The sequence below is a fragment of the Salibacter sp. genome (assembly GCF_031581065.1).
Taxonomy (GTDB): domain Bacteria; phylum Bacteroidota; class Bacteroidia; order Flavobacteriales_G; family Salibacteraceae; genus Salibacter.
This window is the reverse complement of sequence record NZ_JAVLBN010000036.1, coordinates 1-21,792: the sequence shown is the minus strand read 5'-3', so window position 1 is coordinate 21,792 and position 21,792 is coordinate 1. Positions and strand designations below refer to the sequence as shown.

At 37.9% G+C, this 21,792-nt stretch carries 25 protein-coding genes; 10 read left to right on the top strand and 15 right to left on the bottom strand.

Features of this window, described 5'->3' with window-relative positions; genetic code table 11:
* Both RI557_RS08890 and RI557_RS08885 read right to left on the bottom strand, forming a co-directional pair.
* Positions 1-297: phosphoribosylaminoimidazolesuccinocarboxamide synthase (locus tag RI557_RS08890; protein ID WP_310683347.1), on the bottom strand; the 297-nt coding region annotated here is incomplete at its 3' end.
* On the bottom strand, positions 294-1,253 hold the full coding sequence (locus RI557_RS08885) for a PhoH family protein (protein ID WP_310683345.1): 960 nt from the start codon (positions 1,251-1,253) through the stop codon (positions 294-296). The genes RI557_RS08885 and RI557_RS08890, both read right to left, overlap by 4 nt.
* Positions 1,254-1,341: 88 nt before the next feature.
* On the opposite strand from RI557_RS08885, the gene RI557_RS08880 reads away from it, so the two are divergent.
* From RI557_RS08880 to RI557_RS08870, 3 genes are read left to right on the top strand one after another with little or no spacing between them, the layout of a single operon-like run.
* On the top strand, positions 1,342-2,127 hold the full coding sequence (locus RI557_RS08880; protein WP_310683343.1) for an SAM-dependent chlorinase/fluorinase: 786 nt from the start codon (positions 1,342-1,344) through the stop codon (positions 2,125-2,127).
* A 10-nt stretch (positions 2,128-2,137) separates the two neighbouring features.
* On the top strand, positions 2,138-2,410 hold the full coding sequence (locus RI557_RS08875; RefSeq protein WP_310683342.1) for an antibiotic biosynthesis monooxygenase family protein: 273 nt from the start codon (positions 2,138-2,140) through the stop codon (positions 2,408-2,410).
* Between the two features lie 59 nt (positions 2,411-2,469).
* Complete coding sequence (locus tag RI557_RS08870; RefSeq protein WP_310667009.1) at positions 2,470-2,682, top strand: PID-CTERM protein-sorting domain-containing protein; 213 nt, start codon at positions 2,470-2,472, stop codon at positions 2,680-2,682.
* 124 nt (positions 2,683-2,806) lie between these two features.
* Here RI557_RS08870 and RI557_RS08865 read toward each other — a convergent pair whose 3' ends face one another.
* The 3 genes from RI557_RS08865 to RI557_RS08855 form a co-directional block, all read right to left on the bottom strand.
* Positions 2,807-5,143, bottom strand: coding sequence for a ribonucleoside-diphosphate reductase subunit alpha (locus tag RI557_RS08865; RefSeq protein WP_310667078.1), 2,337 nt, complete (start codon positions 5,141-5,143; stop codon positions 2,807-2,809).
* 27 nt (positions 5,144-5,170) lie between these two features.
* Positions 5,171-6,202 (bottom strand): ribonucleoside-diphosphate reductase small subunit, encoded by a 1,032-nt coding sequence (locus RI557_RS08860; protein WP_310667008.1) that lies wholly within the window; start codon positions 6,200-6,202, stop codon positions 5,171-5,173.
* 330 nt (positions 6,203-6,532) lie between these two features.
* Entirely contained in the window at positions 6,533-7,162 is a 630-nt protein-coding gene (locus RI557_RS08855) for a DUF3109 family protein (RefSeq protein ID WP_409079696.1), read from the bottom strand.
* 57 nt (positions 7,163-7,219) lie between these two features.
* On the opposite strand from RI557_RS08855, the gene RI557_RS08850 reads away from it, so the two are divergent.
* A complete protein-coding gene (locus RI557_RS08850; RefSeq protein ID WP_310667007.1) occupies positions 7,220-8,767 on the top strand; it encodes a glycine--tRNA ligase in 1,548 nt (515 codons plus the stop codon).
* Between the two features lie 105 nt (positions 8,768-8,872).
* Here RI557_RS08850 and RI557_RS08845 read toward each other — a convergent pair whose 3' ends face one another.
* The gene (locus tag RI557_RS08845) at positions 8,873-9,322 is read right to left on the bottom strand and encodes a hypothetical protein (protein WP_310667006.1); all 450 of its coding nucleotides are present in this window, start codon (positions 9,320-9,322) and stop codon (positions 8,873-8,875) included.
* A gap of 211 nt (positions 9,323-9,533) precedes the next feature.
* Here RI557_RS08845 and RI557_RS08840 point away from each other — a divergent pair, with 211 nt between their 5' ends.
* Positions 9,534-10,157: a peroxiredoxin family protein gene (locus RI557_RS08840; protein ID WP_310667005.1), complete on the top strand. Its 624-nt coding sequence runs from the start codon at positions 9,534-9,536 to the stop codon at positions 10,155-10,157.
* On the opposite strand, the gene RI557_RS08835 is transcribed toward RI557_RS08840, so the two are convergent.
* Positions 10,154-10,687 (bottom strand): adenine phosphoribosyltransferase, encoded by a 534-nt coding sequence (locus RI557_RS08835; RefSeq protein WP_310667004.1) that lies wholly within the window; start codon positions 10,685-10,687, stop codon positions 10,154-10,156. The genes RI557_RS08840 and RI557_RS08835 overlap by 4 nt on opposite strands.
* A gap of 78 nt (positions 10,688-10,765) precedes the next feature.
* Here RI557_RS08835 and RI557_RS08830 point away from each other — a divergent pair, with 78 nt between their 5' ends.
* Entirely contained in the window at positions 10,766-11,755 is a 990-nt protein-coding gene (locus tag RI557_RS08830; RefSeq protein WP_310667003.1) for a YpdA family putative bacillithiol disulfide reductase, read from the top strand.
* Between the two features lie 25 nt (positions 11,756-11,780).
* Positions 11,781-12,545, top strand: coding sequence for an exodeoxyribonuclease III (locus RI557_RS08825; protein WP_310683340.1), 765 nt, complete (start codon positions 11,781-11,783; stop codon positions 12,543-12,545).
* Here the strand turns inward: RI557_RS08825 and RI557_RS08820 are convergent.
* The 4 genes from RI557_RS08820 to RI557_RS08805 form a co-directional block, all read right to left on the bottom strand.
* Positions 12,540-13,496 (bottom strand): glycosyltransferase family 2 protein, encoded by a 957-nt coding sequence (locus RI557_RS08820; protein WP_409079695.1) that lies wholly within the window; start codon positions 13,494-13,496, stop codon positions 12,540-12,542. The two genes, RI557_RS08825 and RI557_RS08820, sit on opposite strands and share 6 nt — an antisense overlap.
* Before the next feature lie 113 nt (positions 13,497-13,609).
* Entirely contained in the window at positions 13,610-13,873 is a 264-nt protein-coding gene (locus tag RI557_RS08815) for an RNA-binding protein (RefSeq protein ID WP_310666998.1), read from the bottom strand.
* Between the two features lie 255 nt (positions 13,874-14,128).
* On the bottom strand, positions 14,129-15,091 hold the full coding sequence (locus RI557_RS08810) for a DNRLRE domain-containing protein (RefSeq protein ID WP_310683338.1): 963 nt from the start codon (positions 15,089-15,091) through the stop codon (positions 14,129-14,131).
* 74 nt (positions 15,092-15,165) lie between these two features.
* Positions 15,166-16,380 (bottom strand): alpha/beta fold hydrolase, encoded by a 1,215-nt coding sequence (locus RI557_RS08805; protein ID WP_310666995.1) that lies wholly within the window; start codon positions 16,378-16,380, stop codon positions 15,166-15,168.
* Positions 16,381-16,501: 121 nt separating this feature from the next.
* Here RI557_RS08805 and RI557_RS08800 point away from each other — a divergent pair, with 121 nt between their 5' ends.
* The 3 genes from RI557_RS08800 to RI557_RS08790 all read left to right on the top strand — a co-directional run bounded on the left by RI557_RS08800 (position 16,502) and on the right by RI557_RS08790 (position 20,307).
* Positions 16,502-17,491: an AraC family transcriptional regulator gene (locus tag RI557_RS08800; protein WP_310666994.1), complete on the top strand. Its 990-nt coding sequence runs from the start codon at positions 16,502-16,504 to the stop codon at positions 17,489-17,491.
* A 316-nt stretch (positions 17,492-17,807) separates the two neighbouring features.
* Positions 17,808-19,700, top strand: coding sequence for a molecular chaperone HtpG (gene htpG / locus RI557_RS08795; protein WP_310683336.1), 1,893 nt, complete (start codon positions 17,808-17,810; stop codon positions 19,698-19,700).
* 28 nt (positions 19,701-19,728) lie between these two features.
* Complete coding sequence (locus RI557_RS08790) at positions 19,729-20,307, top strand: LemA family protein (RefSeq protein WP_310683334.1); 579 nt, start codon at positions 19,729-19,731, stop codon at positions 20,305-20,307.
* A gap of 56 nt (positions 20,308-20,363) precedes the next feature.
* Here RI557_RS08790 and RI557_RS08785 read toward each other — a convergent pair whose 3' ends face one another.
* The 4 genes from RI557_RS08785 to RI557_RS08770 are packed head-to-tail and all read right to left on the bottom strand — an operon-like array spanning position 20,364 to position 21,610.
* On the bottom strand, positions 20,364-20,639 hold the full coding sequence (locus RI557_RS08785) for a type II toxin-antitoxin system RelE/ParE family toxin (RefSeq protein ID WP_310683332.1): 276 nt from the start codon (positions 20,637-20,639) through the stop codon (positions 20,364-20,366).
* 4 nt (positions 20,640-20,643) lie between these two features.
* The gene (locus tag RI557_RS08780) at positions 20,644-20,880 is read right to left on the bottom strand and encodes a hypothetical protein (RefSeq protein WP_310683330.1); all 237 of its coding nucleotides are present in this window, start codon (positions 20,878-20,880) and stop codon (positions 20,644-20,646) included.
* Between the two features lie 48 nt (positions 20,881-20,928).
* Positions 20,929-21,129 carry a helix-turn-helix transcriptional regulator gene (locus tag RI557_RS08775; protein WP_409079694.1) on the bottom strand — a complete coding sequence of 67 codons (201 nt, stop codon included), beginning with the start codon at positions 21,127-21,129 and terminating at the stop codon, positions 20,929-20,931.
* Positions 21,119-21,610: a hypothetical protein gene (locus tag RI557_RS08770; RefSeq protein WP_310683326.1), complete on the bottom strand. Its 492-nt coding sequence runs from the start codon at positions 21,608-21,610 to the stop codon at positions 21,119-21,121. The genes RI557_RS08775 and RI557_RS08770 overlap by 11 nt, the downstream gene beginning before the upstream one ends.
* Positions 21,611-21,792 lie beyond the last annotated feature (182 nt).

The following is a 21,792-nucleotide window of genomic DNA, read 5'->3' as shown; positions in this document are numbered from 1 at the left end:
AATGACCATCTCAACCGGAAAAGGATCACACAATTTACCAATTGTAACAGATGGATCTGGAGTTGCCAGTTTCCAGTTTGGAATAATATCTCTTGTCAGATCCAAAAACTTAGCTGCCAGTTGGTTCAAAACCTGCCCTTTGAAAGGTATCGGTTTTGGTAGTACTACATCAAAAGCGCTAATCCGATCGCTTACAACCATTACCAACAAGTCATTTTCGAGGTAATAAACATCGCGCACTTTACCGCGGTAATGACGGATCTGACCGTTAAACTGAAATTCTGGATTACCTGTCATGAGTTCTGTTCTTTAAATTGTGATTCGTAAGCATCAATAATTCGCTTCACCAATGAGTGACGGATGACATCACGCTCATCAAGCCTAACAGTTTCAATTCCTTTTACATTTTTCAAAATGCGGAGAGCGTGCTTGAGTCCGCTTTTTTGATTGTACGGTAAATCTACCTGCGATTCATCTCCGGTAATGATAAACTTGGCATTTGCTCCCATCCTGGTAAGGAACATTTTCATTTGATTTTCGGTAGCGTTTTGAGCTTCATCGAGGATTACAAAAGCGTGATCGAGCGTTCTGCCACGCATAAACGCCAATGGTGCAATCTCAATCACTCCTTTATCCACAAACATATCGAGCCTATCGCTCGGAATCATATCGCGGAGTGCATCGTAAAGAGGCAAAAGATACGGATCGAGTTTTTCTTTTAAATCGCCCGGTAAAAAACCGAGATGCTCACCGGCTTCAACTGCCGGTCTGGTCAAAATTATTCGTCTTACTTCTTTATTTTTTAAAGCCTTAACAGCAAGTGCAACCGCAGTATACGTTTTACCCGTACCTGCAGGACCTATTGCAAAAACGAGATCATTTTTATCTGATGAAGCAACAATTCTCTTTTGATTAATCGTTCGGGCCTTGATGATATTTCCGCTCGTACCATGAACTAAAATATCATTTGACTCTGATGCTTCTTTAGCCTTCATTTCACCTTCTTCTCCCAGCAACAACTCAATATTTTGCGGACTCAAAGAGTTATACCTGTTGTAGTGTTTGAGCAAGAGCTTCATTTTGTCATTGAATTCCTCTAACTCTTTCTTGCTGCCTCTGGCGGTTATTTCAGTACCGCGAGCATGAATCTTTAGTTTTGGAAAAAAGGATTTGATAAGCTGGATATTGGCGTTGTTCACACCAAAGATTTCTACCGGATTACTCGTTTCAAACTGGATTACTGTTTCTTGCAAAGGATTTTATTTATAAAAGTTTTACCGTACTATTTTGCTAATTTCGTGGAAGCAAAATTATTGATTTCGCTCGATCCTAAAACGCGCCATGCATATAATTACACTCACAACAGATCTCGGCTTAAAGGATTACTATGTTGCTGCAATTAAAGGCACTATATTAAAAGAATTACCAGATGCCAGAATTGTTGACGTAACGCACGAAATTAAAAAATACAACGTGCCTGAATCAGCATTTGTCGTTCGAAATGTATTCGAAGACTTTCCAGCGGGTAGTATTCATATAATTGGAGTTCGATCATTTGAAAGTGAAAACAATCCACACGTTGCAATTTTATACAGAGGGCATTTTTTTATTGGTTGTGATAATGGAATGTTCTCACTCATATTTGATGATAAACCAGATAAAATCATCAAGCTACAGATTAATAAAGAATCAGAGGTATCAGCTTTCCCTACTAAAGAAGTTTTTGTTAAAGCCGCTACTCATCTGGCAAGAGGCGGAACCATTGAAATGCTCGGTAACCCTATTCCTGAGCTATCTCAAGCAGTGGCCTTTCAACCCGTTATCGATCAGGATTACATCAGGGGAAACTTCCAGTACATCGATTCGTACGGAAACCTCATCACAAATATCAACCAACAATTATTCAATCGTGTTGGTCAGAGCCGAAAATTCAAAATTTCATTTAGAAACCCGCGATTTGAAGTAACCGAAATCTCCAGATCATATGAAGATGTACTGGAAGGAGACATTCTCGCTCTTTTTGGAAGTTCAGGTTTTTTGGAGATTTGTATCAATGCCGGCTCAGCCACCCGATTATTAGGTTTAAAACTCAACGAAACAGTAAGTATAGAGTTCTATGATCATTAGAATCGTCAAAATGACATTTAAGGAAGATCGCATCGAAACATTTCTCGAAAACTTCAATGCGAATAAAGAAAAGATAAGAGCTGTTGAAGGTTGTGAACACCTTGAGCTACTGCAAGATGTCGATAACGAAAATATTTTCTTCACATACAGCTATTGGCAATCTGTGGACCATCTCAACCAATACAGAAAGTCTAACTTGTTCAAAACCATTTGGAAAAAAACGAAAATCCTCTTTTCTGACAAACCCCAAGCCCGGAGTGTAAAGCGCAAAATATCGGTATAAAGCGCAATTTTTTTATCATTAAACGCTTTCTGTTAAAAACTTTTGTTATTTTTGTTGATATGAAACGAATTGTCATATTAACAATTATAGTATTAGGTGTTACTGTTGCAATTGGCCAACCTCAATCTCCAGCGCCAGATGGTTTTGGAGATCCTGGAGATCCTGTTGTACCAATTGACGGTATTTCATCCCTCTTAATTGCTGGTGGAATCCTTTTTGGCGGCAAAAAGGCATATGATCTCAAGAAAAAGAACGAAGAACATTTATCATAACATATTCCCTTTTATTTGGTAAAAGACTCTTTGAACATTCAAAGGGTCTTTTTTTTGCAATAAAAAAAGCGCGGCCCCATAAAGGAACCACGCTTTAACAGCATAAACGTCAATACTTAACTAATCAAGAGTTTGCTTGCTGTTCGCTTTGCACCTGCTCCGTTTCTCCATTACCGTTTTGATCTTCAGATTTGAGAGCTGTTTTGTCAACGGTAAACTGGATAGCATCTCGTGCAGCTTTTGTTCTCAAATAGTACATCCCTGTTTTAAGGCCTTTCTTCCAGCCATAGAAATGCATTGATGTGAGTTTGGCAAAATTCGCATTCTCCATAAACACATTGAGAGATTGAGACTGGCAAATAAATGCTCCACGATCAGCAGCCATTTCGAGAATAGACTTTTGACTAATCTCCCAGGCTGTTTTATAAAGCTCTTTGAGATTATCTGGAATCTCAGGGATATTTTGAATTGATCCATTAGCAGCGATCAATCTGTTTTTCATCTCTTCATTCCATAAATCTAGTTTTACAAGATCCCGCAACAAATGCTTGTTGATTACGATGAACTCACCAGACAATGTTCTACGGGTGTAAATGTTTGAAGTGTATGGTTCAAAACATTCGTTATTACCAAGGATCTGACTGGTAGAAGCTGTTGGCATTGGTGCCAAAAGAAGACTGTTACGAGCTCCGTGCTTCATTACTTCTTCGCGAAGTACGTCCCATTCCCAACGATCAGTTGGCTCAACACCCCAAAGATCGTGTTGGAACTTCCCTTCACTTAATGGTGATCCCTCAAAAGTTTCATAAGCACCCTCTTCTTTTGCCAGGTCTTTTGAAGCAGTCATTGATGCATAATAAAGCGTCTCAAAAACTTCTTTATTCAACTGGCGTGCTTTTTCAGAATCGAATGGATAACGCAACTGAATAAATGCATCTGCCAATCCCTGAATACCAATTCCAATTGGCCTGTGACGCATATTAGAGTTCTTGGCCTCTTTGACAGGATAATAATTACCGTCAATTATTTTATTGAGGTTCAACGTTACCTGATAAGTCACTTCAAACAATTTATCATGGTCAAACTCACCGTCTTCATTAATGAATTTAGGAAGGGCAATAGATGCCAGGTTACAAACTGCAACTTCATCAGGAGATGTGTACTCTATAATTTCGGTACACAAGTTTGAGGACTTAATAGTTCCCAGGTTTTGCTGGTTACTCTTTCCGTTAGCAGCGTCCTTGTAGAGCATATAAGGAGTTCCAGTCTCAATTTGAGATTCCAGCACTTTAAACCAAAGTTCCTGAGCCTTTATGGTTTTGCGCCCCTTGCCCTCTTTCTCATACTTGAGGTAAAGTTTTTCAAACTCTTCTCCGTGAGTATCGCTAAGACCAGGACATTCATTAGGACACATTAAAGTCCATTCACCGTTTTCTTCAACACGTTTCATGAATAAATCGGGAACCCATAAAGAGTAGAAAAGGTCTCTCGCACGTTGTTCTTCTTTACCGTGGTTCTTTTTCAGATCCAGAAAGTCAAAAATATCAGCATGCCATGGCTCTAAATAGATTGCAAATGAACCTTTACGCTTTCCACCACCCTGATCTACATAGCGAGCAGTATCATTGAAAACACGCAACATTGGTACGATTCCGTTAGAAGTACCGTTTGTACCGCGAATGTAAGACCCTGTAGCCCGAATATTATGTGCAGCTAAACCAATACCTCCTGCACTTTGCGAAATTTTAGCACATTGCTTGAGTGTATCATAAATTCCATCAATACTGTCATCTTTCATCGTTAAGAGAAAACAAGAAGACATTTGAGGCTTTGGTGTTCCGGCATTGAAAAGAGTTGGCGTGGCATGTGTAAACCACTTTTCACTCATGAGGTTGTACGTTTTAATGGCTGAATCGATATCATCTTTATGAATACCTACAGCTACCCTCATTAGCATATGCTGAGGACGTTCAACTATTTCGTCTTCAATTTTAAGGAGATATGCGCGCTCAAGGGTTTTAAAACCAAAAAAGTCATACTGAAAATCACGGTCGTAAATAATGCTGCTATCTAACTGCTCTTTGTTATCCATGATTACCTTGTACACATCGTCAGCAATCATGGGAGCTTTCTTGTTAGTTTTTGGATCTACAAACTCATAAAGATCAGTCATCGTTTCAGAAAACGACTTCTTTGTTCCTTTATGTAGATTCGATACAGCTATTCGTGCAGCTAATACTGCAAAATCAGGATGTTTGGTAACCATCGAAGCAGTGACTTCAGCTGCCAGATCATCCAGTACACGGGTAGTTACACCGTCATACAAGCCTTCTATTACTCGCATGGCGATCTGAACCGGATCAACAACCGGAGCCAATCCGTAGCAAAGTTTTTTAACTCTGGCCTGTATCTTATCAAATTTTACAGACTCTTTTCTGCCATCTCTTTTTACAACGTACATACTCATAAAATATCGCGGTTAATTATTTTAAAAATCTTCGTCTAGACTAAACTTGGCACTATCAGAATTACCTCCTCCTGAGTTTACACCAGCTTTTTGATATTCAGCAACACGCTTTTCGAAAAAGTTTGTCTTACCCTGAAGCGAGATCATTTCCATAAAGTCAAATGGATTCTTGGAGTTGAAAACCTTATCACAATCGAGTTCGAGTAAAAGTCTGTCAGCTACAAACTCAATGTATTGCGACATCAAATCAGCATTCATACCGATAAGCTTAACCGGTAGGGCATCTGTTACAAACTCTTTTTCAATTTCTACTGCGTCCAGGATAATCTCCTTAACGCGCTCTTTTGAAAGCTGATGCTTGAGATGATTGGTATAAAGAAGGCAAGCGAAATCACAGTGCATTCCCTCATCTCTTGAAATCAATTCATTTGAAAAGCTCAGTCCCGGCATCAATCCGCGTTTCTTCAACCAAAAGATCGAGCAGAAAGATCCTGAGAAGAAAATTCCTTCAACTGCTGCAAATGCAATTAATCTCTCAGCAAAAGATCCATTGTCAATCCAGCGAAGTGCCCAGTCGGCTTTTTTCTTCACACAATCCATCGTTTCAATGGCGTTGAACAAATAGTCCTTCTCTTTGGTATCCTTAATGTAGGTATCAATCAACAAAGAGTAAGTTTCGCTGTGAATGTTTTCAATTGCAATTTGGAAACCATAAAAGAATTTAGCCTCTGTGTACTGAACTTCATGCAAAAAGTTTTCAGCCAGATTTTCATTTACGATTCCGTCACTTGCAGCAAAAAATGCCAAAACGTGCTTGATGAAATGACGCTCATCGTCATTTAATTTTTCGTCCCAGTCTTTTAAGTCTGGATGAAGGTCAATTTCTTCAGCTGTCCAAAAACTGGCTTCAGCTTTTTTATAAAACTGCCAAATATCATCATGCTGGATTGGAAATAGCACAAACCTGTCTTTGTTTTCCTGAAGAATTGGTTCGTTTTTTTCCTGTTCTTTTAGCTTCTCCGATGTAGCTGCTATATCTTGTTGATCACTCATAGTTTAGAAGTTTATAAATTTCGCAAATAATCAGTAAAACACTGAAAATTAACAACTATCAATTAACAATCCTGATAATCAGGGATTGCGATTATTTTTTTGAACTCCTACAAATTTTGACAAAAAGCTTCCAAAAAGAGGTGCTAATTACTCCGTTTTAATTCACAAAAAAGTAGAGTTTTGAACAAAGTGATTTGAAATAGAGCTGTTAAAAATTTTTATCGGTCAGAACCAATTTAGCATGAATGGGACTTTCGCACTAATCACCCCTGTTAATTGCTTGTATGATTTGAAAATGCGTTTTGATAAACTAATAATTTGGAATAACTTCTAAAGCGATTGATCGATTTGCTCTAGTTCTTTATAGAAGCTCTCTCCGTACTTCCTTATGAGTGGTTCCTTTGTGAATTCAAACACCTTGACTCCAAGCTTGTCTCCTAACTTACAGGCATCTGAGCAGATATCCCACCTGTCGTAATTCACCGCTTCAAAATCTCTGTATTTTTTTACTCTAATAGGGTAAAGATGACAGGAAACAGGTTTGGGAAATTCAATTTTGTTATCGCGATAAGCCTGTTCTATTGAACATTTGGCTGTACCATCAGGATCGAAATTGACATAAGCGCATTCTTTTCCTTTTACCAATGGTGTTACCCATTCATTATCCCATGAATCGCGGATGTATTTACCCTGTGCCTCCACTGCCTCTATACCTTCTTTACGCATGTAGGGCTTCACCAACTCATAGATTTTATCCATCACTTCGAGTTCAGACTCCTCAACAGGAGCTCCCACATCGCCTTCTACACAGCAAGCTCCTTTACATGCTGATAAATCGCAAACAAACTTCTTCTCAAACAATTCGCTCGAAAGGATAACATCATCTATCTGAATCATGGCGGCAAATGTAACAAGGTTTTGGTTTTGACGGAATGTTTCCTGGATCTGACCGTTATTCATTCCTTCTTCATTTTATCTTTGTGTCCTTAATTTTAATTGAATCAAACGCGCATTTTCATGGCTCAAAAAGACGATACTTTAAAAAAGATTATTTCTCACTCTAAAGAATACGGATTCATTTTTCCATCAAGCGAAATCTATGATGGGTTGAGTGCAACTTACGATTACGGTCAAAATGGTGTTGAACTCAAAAACAACATTAAAGAATACTGGTGGAAGGCAATGGTTCAAATGCACGAGAATATTGTTGGGCTCGATTCAGCAATTTTCATGCATCCAACTACCTGGAAAGCCAGCGGTCACGTTGATGCTTTCAACGACCCGATGATCGATAACAAGGATTCTAAAAAGCGCTACAGGGCTGATGTCCTTGTAGAAGAGCACATTGAAAAGATTCGCGGTAAGATTCAAAAAGAGGTGAAAAAGGCAGCTAAGAAATTTGGTGGATCTTTCGAGGAAGCGATGTTCCTAAAAACGAATCAGCGTGTATTAAAATATCAGGATCAAATAAAATCGATTGAAGAACGACTCAAAACACTATTAACTGAAGAAGACTTTAAAGGCGTTAAGCAACTGATTGAGGAATTAGGTATTGCTGACCCGGTTTCAGGATCTAAAAACTGGACTGATGTTCGCCAATTCAACCTGATGTTTGCAACAGAGCTTGGTTCTTTGGCTGACGGAGCTAATAAAGTTTACCTGCGTCCCGAAACTGCTCAGGGTATTTTCGTCAACTTCCTCAACGTGCAAAAAACTGGTCGCAAGAAATTGCCTTTTGGAATTGCTCAAATTGGTAAAGCTTTTAGAAATGAGATTATCGCGCGTCAGTTTATTTTTAGAATGCGTGAGTTTGAACAAATGGAAATGCAGTTTTTCGTAAAACCGGGGTCAGAACTCGAGTGGTACGATTACTGGAAAAACTTGCGAATCAACTGGCACAAGGCTCTTGGATTCAATGAAGATCACTATCGTTTCCACGATCACATTAAATTGGCTCACTACGCTAATGCCGCTGCAGATATTGAATACGATTATCCTATGGGCTTCAAAGAACTGGAAGGAATTCATTCTCGAACTGATTTTGACCTCAAAGCACACGAAGATCACTCTGGAAAAAAACTACAATTCTTCGACCCTGAGGAAGACAAAAGTTATATTCCTTATGTGATTGAAACTTCAATCGGGTTGGACAGAATGTTTCTTGCGGTTCTTACCGAAGCTTATGAAGAAGAAAAACTCGAAGATGGAAGCGAGCGAACTGTGATGCGTATTCCATCTTTCCTGGCTCCTGTAAAGGCTGCTGTTATGCCACTTACCAAAAAGGATGGTTTGCCTGAAAAGGCACGTAAAATCATCGATCAACTCAAGTTTGATTTCAACTGCGAATACGATGAAAAAGACTCTATCGGGAAACGTTACAGAAGACAAGACGCTGTGGGAACTCCTTACTGCGTAACGGTTGACCACCAAACGCTTGAAGACAATACAGTAACGATTCGCGAACGCGATACGATGGAGCAAGATCGCGTTTCAATTGAAAATATTGAGCAAATACTTATTGAAAAAACGAGTCTGAAAAATGCACTAAAACAAATTTCAGCATAAATAAATTATAGCTACATACTTATATTGGCATGCCAATACCATTAAAAAAGGCTCTCTCAAAATTTTGAGAGAGCCTTTTTAATATATCGATTAATTAGAGCCTATTTATTTTTCTTCTTCTGTCATTTCGTTCCAGGCATCTTTTAAATCCATTTTGGTTTTCTTGAGAAACTCTTCAGTTTCATTTTTCATCTTAGTGAATTCTGTTTCACCTGATGCTTTTACTTCTTTAATTTTAGCATCGAGCTCTTCAATTTCATTCTCGATTTTTGTTTTTTGCATCTTCATTTTGTCTTTAGCGTCATCGCTAGCATCAGCTATTTTTTCATCAAGCTTGCTCAATTGATTATTGGCGTCAGACTTAAGTGCTTCGAGATCTTTAACTACTTTTTGTTTTTGTTCTTTAAACTCTTTTTTAGCGTCTTTCGCTTCTTTTTTCATTTCAGACTTAGCTTCAGATTTATCTCCGCCTTTGTCTGAATTTTGAGAGTTTCCTGAACAACTGATTGAAAGTGCAGCAATAGCTAAAAATGGAATTAATCTTCTTGTCTTCATAATGTGTTAATTTTGATAAGTTAAATACAAGTACATCACCAAAGATATAAATATTGATTTACAGATCCTTACGACTCCTGTTAAATTATTTTGTTAAATCACTTTCACAGTATTTGAAAGTATTTGTGAAGAATACTCTACACACTTTTGTCAATTGTAAGACATTCCATGAATGCTGGTGGAGTTAAATTTGTAATAAATATTGTTCGTTATGAAGAAAATTCTGTGCCTTTTAATTATAAATTTTATTTCAATTTTCACTTTTAGCCAAAGTGATGAAAAATTTGGCGTAAGTTCCAATACTATCCCATCCGGTTTGCATGTGGGAGATAACGCTCCTGCCTTTAAATCAATAGATCAAAATGGAGAAAAGTTTGATTTATTGGAGGAACTAAAGAGTAATACGGTGGTAATTTTATTTTACCGAGGCAACTGGTGCCCTGTTTGCAATAGATACTTAAAATCATTTGTTGATTCATTACAACTTATACAGGATAAAGGAGCACAGGTAGTTGCTGTTACTCCAAACGCATACGAAGGAGTGAACAGTATGAGTAAAAAGTTGAACAATCAACTCACGATAATTTCTGATACGAGTAATCAATTAATGAATCAATACAAGGTATCTTTCAATGTAACTGATGACTACCAAAAAAAGATTGAAAAAGCGCTATCGACTAATATTGCTGAATCTAATAATCAGAAACGAGCAAAACTCCCTGTTCCTGCTACATACATTATTGATAAAACCGGTAAGATTCACTGGAAGCAATTTGACCTCAACTATAAAAATAGAGCATCAGTTAAGAGTATTATCAACAATCTTCCAGATTAGTAAAAGATGGATAAACTATCCACATTCTTAGAATACGACTCAATTCTCTCGCGTCCTTCTAAGAAAGCTAACTCAACTAAAAAGCAATATCCGTGAACCTGAGCATTCATCTTTTTGGTGAGCTCGGCAGCTGCCATTGCAGTTCCGCCAGTGGCCAGGAGATCATCGTGAATGAGGACTTTCCAGTTTGGTTTGAGAGCGTCCTTGTGCATTTCTACTTCGCTGGAGCCGTACTCCAGGTCATACTTAAAAGTCACGGTTTTATAAGGTAGCTTTCCTACCTTTCTTATAGGTATAAAAGGTTTTTGAAGTCTCTCAGCTAAGGCTGCTCCCAACATAAATCCCCTACTCTCAATCCCGATGATAGCATCAATTGGTTCTGACCGATAAAAGTTTTCCCAATAATCGAGAATTTCAGTTACCAGTTTAGGCTCTGATAGAATTGGTGTTATATCTTTAAACTGAATTCCTTCCTTTGGGAAATTGGGAACGTTCCTGACGGCTTTGCGTACTTTTTCTGATAATTCCATGCTCATAAAATGTTGAGCGAATTTACAAAATCATTGATTCGTCAAACAAAACAAGTTTACAGTTGCTAATTTTGCAGTATGTCTGATAATAAAATCCTCGATGTTTTGATCATCGGAGCAGGTCCAATCGGCTTGGCTTGCGGAATTGAAGCAGAAAAAAATGACCTCTGTTACCAAATTGTTGATAAAGGCAAGCTGGTCAACTCAATCTACAACTATCCGCACGGAATGCGCTTTTTCTCCTCTTCTGAAAAGCTTGAAATTGGCGGTGTACCTTTCATTTCTCACACCCACAAGCCAACGAGAGCTGAGGCTCTGGAATATTACCGCAGAGTCGCCATGTCGTGGGATCTGAATATTACGCTGTACAATAAGGTAGAATCTGTTGAGAAACAGAACGATCTTTTTGAAGTCAAAACTGCAAAAGGAAATTTCACCGCTCAATCGGTAGTAATTGCTACTGGCTTTTACGATTTGCCTCACAAAATGGATGTAAAGGGAGAAGAGTTACCCAAGGTGATGCATTATTATAAGGAACCTCATCCGTTTTTCGGTCAGAACCTGGCGATAGTAGGTGCCAGCAACTCTGCCGTGGATGCTGCACTTGAGTGTTATCGAAAAGGAGCGAATGTTACAATGATCGTGAGAAGTGAAGAAATTGGAAGGAGAGTGAAATACTGGGTGAAGCCTGATATTGAAAACAGAATAGCTGAAGGAAGTATAAAAGCTCTTTTCAATTCACAAATTGAGGAAATTCAAGAGGACTCTATCAAGGTTAACCACAATGGCGAAAAGATTGAGTTGGAAAATGACTTTGTGCTGGCTCTGACCGGCTATGAACCAAATTATTCATTTTTGGAAGAAATGGGAATTACCTTTTCAAAAGACGGAAAACGCGTCCCCACTCATGATACTGAAACGATGGAAACGAACATTGATAATATTTTCCTCGCAGGTGTTATTTGTGGTGGTATGGAAACGCACAAGTGGTTCATTGAAAACTCCCGTGTACACGCTGAGCAAATTATGAAAGTACTCAAAGAACGATCAAATAAAGTGATTGCTTAAATTGGTCGCGACAAAAAAGCTGATTATGAATATCATTTCCTGGAATGTAAACGGTATTAGAGCCGTAATGCGCAAAGACTTTGAGCAACAACTGAAAGATTTGAATCCTGATATACTGTGTTTGCAAGAAACGAAAGCTCAGGATCATCAGGTTGAGGATACTTTAGAAAAAATTAATGGCTATCATATCTATTCAAACTCTGCAGAACGAAAAGGATATTCAGGAACAGCTATTTTGTCCAAAAAGGAACCTCAAAAAGTTATGTATGACATTGGTGTAGAAGAACACGACAAAGAAGGTCGAATCATCACTGCCGATTATGGTGACTTTTATCTCGTTACTGCTTATGTGCCAAATTCAGGAAATGAGTTAGTAAGACTGGATTTCCGAACAGACTGGGACAAAGAATTGCGAAAGTTTATTTTAAACCTGGAGAAAGAAAAACCGGTCATTTTGTGTGGTGATCTCAATGTTGCTCATCAGGATATTGATATCGCAAGACCCAAGTCAAACTACAATAAATCAGCAGGTTTTACTCAAAAGGAAATTGATGGTTTATCTGCTTTGCTCGATGAAGGCTTCATCGATGTATGGCGCAGCCAACATCCCGATGAAGTTAAATATTCATGGTGGAGCTACCGTTTTGGAGCTCGCAAAAAGAACATCGGCTGGCGGATTGATTATTTTATAGCAAGCGAAAAGATTGCTGATAAAATTAAGCGTTCATCAATCATGAATGATGTAATGGGAAGTGACCATTGCCCTGTCGCTATTGAACTTGATCTATAAAAACCAAAAATGTCTTCCTTTCTCAAGATTATGTGATTGAAGAAATCCTTCAATCTGCATTCGCTCATTCTCGGGAGGGTAAACAGCTATTAAGATTTTAGGGTTCTCAATCTTTGCAAGTGTGGAATAATGGTAAATATTTTCATTTCCCTTTAAATCGAGTTGTAAATAATTCACTTCTTTTTTGGTCAGAACCTGTTTAGCCAGCTTAGCCTTTTTCCCGGATCCAAAGATCACCAGTTGGTCATTTTCCTCAAGAACATTATCTAAAAAGAAAGCAACCTTGAGATCAAAAAATGCTTTTTGCTGATAATGTGTACTATTTCGAGAAGTTCTTTTGGGATGCTCTCGCCACAAGTGAGTCACTTCGTTGACCGATTGAAACTCGACTCCTGCCCTCCAAAGTAAAAGTATCATGTGGTAATCCTCAGGGTAAATCAATCTCTCAAAAATTTTCAATTTCTCAAGATGCTCTTTGGAAATCAGCCAATTTGGAGAGGCCACAACACACTCTCTAAACATATTCTCCGTAAACTTTTCATTTGCTACGGTATCATTCAGCCATTTTTCATATTCAAGATAACCACTACTCACCTCACCTTCATCGCAAAAATATTTCACCAATCCGGTTGTAAGGGCTTCTCTATTTTGGACTGCTTTTTCAATTAATACTTCCAGTTTATTTGGCGGCATTCTATCATCTGCATCCATCCTTGTAATAAAATCACCAGTAGTTTTGGTCAGAGCCAGTCGTAAAGCAGGGATTATCCCATCAGCTGAGTTTTGGTAGTACGTTATTGCTGGATCTGACTGTGAAAAGGAGTGAAGAATTGAAAGTGAATCATCTGAGGAATGATCCTCAACAGCAACAAGCTCCCAATTATCATAAGACTGCTTTTGAATACTGCGTATAGATTCACCTAGCCAGGCTGCAGCATTCTTCACCGGCATTATTATGGACACTTTATTTTGGCACTTCGTTGTCACAGCTTTTTATTGTCGCTATAAAATAAAAAAAGCCGATCAAAAAATGACCGGCTTTTAAAGCTTGATATACAAGAAGTTTAGAATCTTCTTTCTCTGCGAGGTCTATCTTCAGCTTGTTTTACAACCATTTCGCGACCGTGGACTTCTTGTCCGTTAAGGTCAGCGATTGCTGAGTTTGCTTCGTCATCGTTATCCATTTCAACGAATCCAAAGCCTTTAGAGCGACCAGTTTCGCGATCGATAATGATTTTAGCGCTACTTACTTCGCCAAAGTTTTCAAATAGATCAAGTAATTCATCTTCCTGAAGTTTAAAGTTCAGGTTTGCTACAAAAATGTTCATAATAAAAAATAAAAAAGTTAATACTAATGAAATAAGAGAGAGGAAGAGTTAGATCGAAGGTCACTTACAGGAAGATAACTACGGTCATAACAACCGTCTTTCAAATTTCAGGACAAATGTAGAACAAGATATTGGTCATATAACCATTTGTATCTTAATTTTTTATTAGCTCATTATAAACTTTCAAGATGTTAGAAAATAAAAAAAGCCGCAATCGGCTGACTGCGGCTTGAAATAACATATAAAGTGAATGGTTTACAATACCACAAATTTTTGTGCAATTGTGTTTTCACTTCCTTTTAAGAAATAAGTTCCTTTGGTAAGATCACTTACATCTAACATAACAACATTTGAATTGAGTTCTGTTGAATTAACAACTTTTACAACCTGGCCAGAAATGTTCATGATTGTGAGTTGATCAACTTCTTCAGGAATATCAGTTATTCTGATATTTGATTTAGCCGGGTTTGGATAAACTGATAGTTTGCTTTCTACCAGGTCTTCTCTAATGGAAGTTGTTGTTGTATCAATTGGCTCATCGCCATCATAAGTGATTGTCAATTTAGGTTTAGCACCACCTGTATTATTTTCGTGAGAGTAAAACTCGCGGATATTACCGGTTGTTCCACTTGTAGATTCTTTTAGCAAAACACCGTAATTATCATTGGCATCATCAGCCCATGTTTGAACCAAAGTAACGAAGTTTTGGCTATTGAAAGTAATGGCAGTTTTACTCCCTGATACATTATCACCAGTTACGTCAATAGGAGCAAATTTGTAAGCTACTTCAACATTACCTCCATTTGGCCATGAATTATTAGGATGAGTCGCATTGTTGTATGTTACATCCCCAGATGAAGCAGAACCACCCATTAGAGGATCTGACGGGTTTGAACTACCTTCAGTCCAGGAAGCTGTCATCTCGTGAATAACATATGTAACAGCCGATGGATCTGGGTTGTCTGCTTGTAAGACCAGTTCAGCACTAGTAATAGAAGCTCCATCAGGAATTTCAACAAGATCAAAGTGCATCAGAGCATAAGTTTGATTACCATTAGCATCTGACCCACTAACAAGATTTGCTTGCCCATTAGCATTATCTGTTTGCCCTGCATAAACTGAAGCATCCATTAACGGATAAACATCAATTGTGTGTGATTGTGCTAATGCTGTAAAGGAAATAGCTATTGAAGCTAAAACTGAGTAAAATTTCTTCATAATGACTGTGTTTTTAAGTTAATAAGCCTGCAATTTAAAAGTTTATTTATCCATTTCAAAGTTAGACGATATTCTTATTGCATCGTTGTTTCAATTGTAGAAGCATTCTTGAGTGTCTTGTGAACGGGACATTTATTGGCTATTTGTAAGAGTTTTTTCTTTTGGTCATCGGTTAAATCTCCCATAAATTCAACTTTTCTCGTGAACACATCAATTTTTGAACTCGAATCCTGTTGTTCCTCGCAGTCGTGTGCGTAATCTTTTGCATGATCTACATGTACTTTTATATCGGTCAGAGCCCAGCCTTTTCTCTGAGCGTACATTTTTACTGTCATTGCTGTGCAGGCTGCCAGTCCAGATGCTACTAATGCATAAGGATCAGGACCGTAGTCATCTCCTCCAACTTTTTCGGGTTCATCAGCCACCAGGTCATGGCGGCCGGCTTTAATATAGGTAGTGAAATTATCTTCTACATCGAGTTCTGCTGCTACGTGACTTTTGGATCTGACCACTACTTTTTCCTGTTCTTCAACATATTTCTTAACCCATTCAGCCACAATTCGGCCAGCGTATTGAGCATCGCTTTTTTTAGTGAGTAAATGATCAGCATTATTGAGAGTGATGAACGATTTTGGGTGATGGCCACTTTCGTAGATTCTCCGCGCATTAGCTATTTCAACCAGCTTGTCTTGCGGTGAATGCATGACGAGAAGTGCCTTACCTCTATTGCCTTTCATCACTTCTTTTATGGTTTTGCGTTTAAGTGATTCTAAAAAATGTTTTTCAATCTCAAATTCCCTCCCGGCTAAGTTGACTTTTGCTTTTCCTTTTTCTTCAATCTCCGGAATTTTATCCTTGATTAGGTGTGTCACATGATCAGGAGTAGAGGGAGCTGCTATAGTGACTATGGCTTTTACTTTATCGAGTTCAGCTCCTGCATAGAGTACCGCTGCTCCCCCAAGTGAGTGACCTAGCAATATTTCAGGTGCTTCGTATTCAGTTTCCATGAATTGATAAGCTGCTTTGAGGTCTTCAATATTTGTAGTGAAGTTTGTATCACTGAAATCACCCGAGCTCTCTCCTAGCCCGGTAAAATCAAAACGCATTACTGCAATCCCATTTTGAGTGAGTCCATGACTCACATTTCGCACTCCGTTAAAGTTTTTACTACAAGTGAAGCAATGTGCTAATATTGCATAAGCTGAAGGTTTTTGATCAAATGGAAAATCTATTACAGCAGCAATCTCCTCGCCCTTTGAATTGGGAAAGCTAACCTTAGTTGTTGACATTGTTGAATGTTATTTTGAAGATTTTGATTTATGTTTAAACAGGAAATGTAAGAATAGTTTATCATTTATTAACAATCGTAAATTCAAAACATGCGTACTATTAACCCAATCCAGTACAGCTATGAAAAAAAATCGTGTTGTTAAATTTCCTGCAGGTCTTAGTGAAGTAACACTGCCTTTTTTCATAAAAGGACTAAATGGGACTAGAACCCGATATGGAATGAGGTTTGACAATGAAATTGGTAATGGACAAATTGACAACATCAAATTAGCCGATAGCTTAGAAGTTTCTTTACAAAAAGCTTTTTTCAACGAGCCTGTCCAATTTATTCAAAAACCAAATCAAACAAAACCGTATTTTGCTGTATCATTTTGTAATTCAGCAGAGATAGGACACAAGACAAAAAACGAAGAAAAGTTTTTTGGTGCTAAATCAACTGATGGGGTATTCTTCAGTAATATTAGAGACATTCAGGAGTTTAGCTTTCCTCAAAACAAAAATATTCACTATATATCATTTCGTTTTTACGGTGATTTCGCATCCTCTCTACCTCATTCACCTTCTCAAAATGACGAACTATACAAACTCATCAATCAGGCTGGTAACTTTGTTATTTATGAACATTTAAGGCTCGAAATGACTAACCTAATGAGTGATTTGGAAAAGCTGAACCCTGAGAATTCCATAGAGCTGCTTTCCATTAAAGGTAAAGCATATGATTTATTAGGGTGTTTCTTTACCACTTTTTACGAATGTAAGCTTTCTTCACAGGGACCACAATTACCCAAAGAAGACATTGAAATTGCATTTAAGGTTAAAGATGAAATACTCAGTGATTTGAGTGAATCACCCACTATTAATGAATTAGCTTTAAAGTACGGTGTGAGCCAATCAAAACTTAAACAAATATTCAAACAGGTATTTGGGAAAACTATTTACCAACTCTACCAGGGTGTGAGAATGGAAAAAGCAAAAACACTCTTATCCTCTAAAGAATACAAAGTATCTCAGGTTGGTTATGAACTGGGGTATTCAAATTTATCACATTTCAGTGAAGCTTTTAAGAAACAATTTGGTGTCTTGCCCACCCAATACATCGAATCATTGTAGGTACAAACTTTTCGGGTACAAATAAGTCCTTTTCGGTTATTGTCATTTAAAATCTCATAATACATTTGCACTGTACTTAATCAATAGGACGTCCATCAAGGGCGTTTCTTCATAGGTTAGGTTTTTTCATAGTGTAGGGTTAGGTTTGATTTTCGAAGGGGTTGCATCTGCAACCCCTTCGTTATTTTATCCCTTTTGTCATATCTCCATCTCTAACCCTATTCAAAAAGTCAACTTGTCAGTTTCTTTTGTCATGGCACATCCTTTGACATGGAATATTCAACTTTCAATCAGACAAAAACAAAAATTGAATAAAATGAGTACTGGAAAGATTAATGTTCAAACGGAAAACATATTTCCGATTATTAAAAAGTTCCTCTATTCTGATCATGAGATTTTCTTACGTGAGCTAGTCTCCAACGCAGTAGATGCAACATCAAAGCTCAAAACACTCCATAAGCTTGGAGAATACAAAGACGACCCGGGAAATTTAAGGGTTAATATTTCTATTGATAAAGACAAAGGGACTCTCACCATTAGCGATAATGGCGTGGGAATGACTGAAGAAGAGGTAGAACGTTATCTCAATGATATTGCATTTTCAGGCGCTGAAGAGTTTCTGAAAAAATACGATGATAAAGCAAAAGACTCAGGAATCATCGGTCACTTTGGGCTCGGGTTTTACTCTGCATTCATGGTAGCCAAAGAGGTAGATGTCATCACTAAGTCTTACACAGGAGGTGATGCTGTAAAATGGAGCTGTAAAGGTGATCCTGAATACACTCTCGAAAAAGCTGATCGGTCAGAACGCGGTACTGACGTAGTACTACACCTCGATGATGAGTCGCAGGAATTCCTTGAGGATAACCGCATCTCTGGTATTTTGGAAAAATACTGCAAATTTCTACCGGTAGAGATCAAGTTTGGTACAAAAACAATCCAGGTCGATGATCCTGATGGAAAAAAAGATGATAACGGAAATGTCAAAAAAGTAGACAAAGAAGTTGAAAACATCATCAACAACCCCACTCCGGCCTGGACGAAGCAACCTGCGGATCTGACCGATGAAGATTACCATAATTTTTATCGCGAGCTCTACCCAATGAGCTTTGAAGAGCCGCTTTTCCATATTCACCTCAACGTTGATTATCCTTTCAACCTGACAGGGATTCTCTACTTCCCTAAATTGAAGAATAACATTCAGATCCAGCGCAACAAGATTCAACTCTACTCAAACCAGGTTTTCATCACCGATTCGGTAGAGAATATTGTTCCGGAGTTTTTGACACTACTCCACGGTGTTATCGATTCGCCAGATATTCCGCTAAACGTTTCGCGTTCTTACCTCCAGGAAGACGGAAACGTGAAAAAGATATCGAATCACATCACGAAAAAAGTAGCTGATAAGCTCTCTTCAATGTTCAAGAGAGATCGTGAAGATTACCAATCAAAGTGGGATGACATTAAAGTATTCATTGAATACGGTATGCTCACTGACGACAAGTTCTTCGATAAAATGCAAAAAGCGTTATTGTTGAAGAATACTGAAGGTGAGTTTTTCACGATTGATGAGTACCGCGAAAAAATTGAGGAAAAACAAAAAGATAAAAACGATGCTGTAGTTCATCTCTATGCAACAGATGCTGACGAACAAGATGCATTTATTGAATCAGCTAAGAACCGCGGGTACGATGTGCTTGTTATGGATTCTCCGTTGACGAGTCACTTTGTTCAACAATTAGAATCGAAACTCGACAATGTGAAATTTGTTCGTGTTGATGCTGACGCGATTGACAAACTGATCGAAAAAGAAGAACAACAGGAGGCGAATTTAACTGACGACCAAAAGAAAATGCTTCAAGAAGTTTACGAAGGTGTTGTTGAAAAAGACAAATTCACTGTTCAGTTCGAAAACATGAACGAGAAAGACAATCCGGTTGTGATTACACAGCCAGAGTTCATGAGAAGAATGAAAGAACAACAGCAAGTTGGTGGCGGCATGATGGGCATGAGTAATATGCCTGATATGTTTAACCTGATGATCAACGCCAATCATCCGCTTGTGAGCAAAATCCTCACTGAACAGGATCAGGGCAAACAAAAAAGCCTGGCCAAGCAATCAGTTGATTTGGCAATGTTGTCGCAAAACATGCTAAAAGGTAAGGATCTGACCGCGTTTATTAAGCGCAGTGTTGATATGATCGACTAAATTTTACCTTTGACAAAAACAGAATAATATGAAAAGAATACTCCACATAGCGTTAATGATGACAGTTGTAATGAGCATGAGTTCATGCGGCTACAACTCGATGGTGAAAATGCGCGAGGCAGTTGACGAAAAATGGTCTCAGGTTGAAACGCAATACCAGCGTAGAGCTGACCTGGTCCCCAACCTTGTCAACACAGTTAAAGGTGCTGCAGATTTTGAAAAAGAAACGCTTACCCAGGTAATTGAAGCACGCTCAAAAGCAACTTCAATTCAAATTAAACCTGGTGAGTTAAATGAGCAAAATATGCAAGCTTTTCAAAAGGCACAATCACAATTATCTGGTGCGCTATCTCGCTTAATGGTTACAGTTGAGCGCTATCCTGATTTAAAAGCGAATCAAAACTTTCAGACCCTTCAGGCTCAGCTCGAAGGAACTGAAAACAGGATTGCTGTAGCGCGCAAAAAGTATAATGAGGCTGTGCGGAATTACAACACGAAGACGCAAACATTTCCTGAAAACCTCACGGCTTCGATGTTTGATTTTGAAAAGAAACCATATTACGAAGCTGATAAAGGAGCTGAAGAAGCACCTGAAGTCGAGTTTTAGGTAATAAGTATTTAGGTTGAATTGAAAAGCCACTTCTGTTTGAGGAGTGGCTTTTTTTAGTAAATAGGGTTTTCACTTGTTCCCACAACATCCATTATTACTATTCTACTATCTTCTACTCTATATAATAGCTTAAATGTTCTAACAATAACTCTTCTGTATGAACTATTAAATTCATCTCTTTGGTATTGTTTTGGAAACTTAATAGTCTCAGGAGCCTTAACTAAATCGTTTATAACATTCCTAGCTCCTTTCTCTGATTTATCCCAATAGAATGAATAAATTTCATTTAGTGAAGTAACAGCTTGATTTGTCCATATAACCTCAAGCAAAAGACTACCAGTTTTTAATTTGCTCTAAAAGTTCTTGATGTGAAAAAAGGTTGCCCTCTTGAATATCTTTTTCTGCTTCTTCAAGTCGTATTTTAAACTCTTCTTTTGAAATTGGTTTGCCATCAGGTTTATAACCTACAATATTTTGATCTAAAAGTCTTTCAATTTCGCATATAACACTTTCCTCTTCAACCTTCATAAGCTCCAGAATCAACTTGTATTTCCTTTCTTTAACACTCATCCTTATACATTTGTATCAAAGTTAATAAAAATCACTCTCAAAAATTCTTTAATCCTCAATTTCAAGTGTAAACAGCTCCTCAACTTTTACTTTAAGTTCTTTACTGAGCTTTAAAGCAAGAACTGTAGATGGAACATATTTCCCTTTTTCAATTGCGTGAATCGTCTGCCTGCTGACTCCAATTGAATTTGCCAGTTGAGATTGTGTCAACTCAGAAAACTGCCTGTATCGTTTTACTTTATTCTTCATCAACCAGCTTCTTTTGACGCATTAACACAAAGTTGAACCTCAGTATAAACAAGAGATAAAAGAAAAATAGCTCAGTGATCATAACGAAATAAAAGTCCAAATCGTAAATCAACCAAACTGTAATAAAAATGAGTATTCCATTTACGATTGCAGACCACAATAGCGACTCCAATCTCAACTTCATAATCATTTCATCTTCGTTCTTCTCTTTTGCTAAAACTGAAAGTAATCCTCCAATTAACAATAAAGAAAGTGCAATTTCATCGAGGAGATTGTTTTTCCTCATTTTGGGCCAGCCGGTATCTGAATCACTTCCATTATTTAAAAACGAAGAATTCCCAAAAAAATCGGGAACTCTCACATCTAAAAATGCTGGTTCATAATTACCCAATACTCCTATAGCTCCTAGAGTCAATCCAATTATAAATAAGGCAATTCCTATGAGCTTCCATTTGTGTGAAAATGAATATTTAGCTTCCATAACGTAAAGTTTATTTTACCAAATGTAATGTTTTCTTTACATTTAAGCAAATAAAAAAGAGTCCTTCTCTGTTTTGAGAAGGACTCCAACATAATTAAAGCTTATGGTAGTGACTATTTATTGGGACACCACCATATAGAAATTCAAGAACAACAACATCATCTCCTACTGAATGTGCCCTA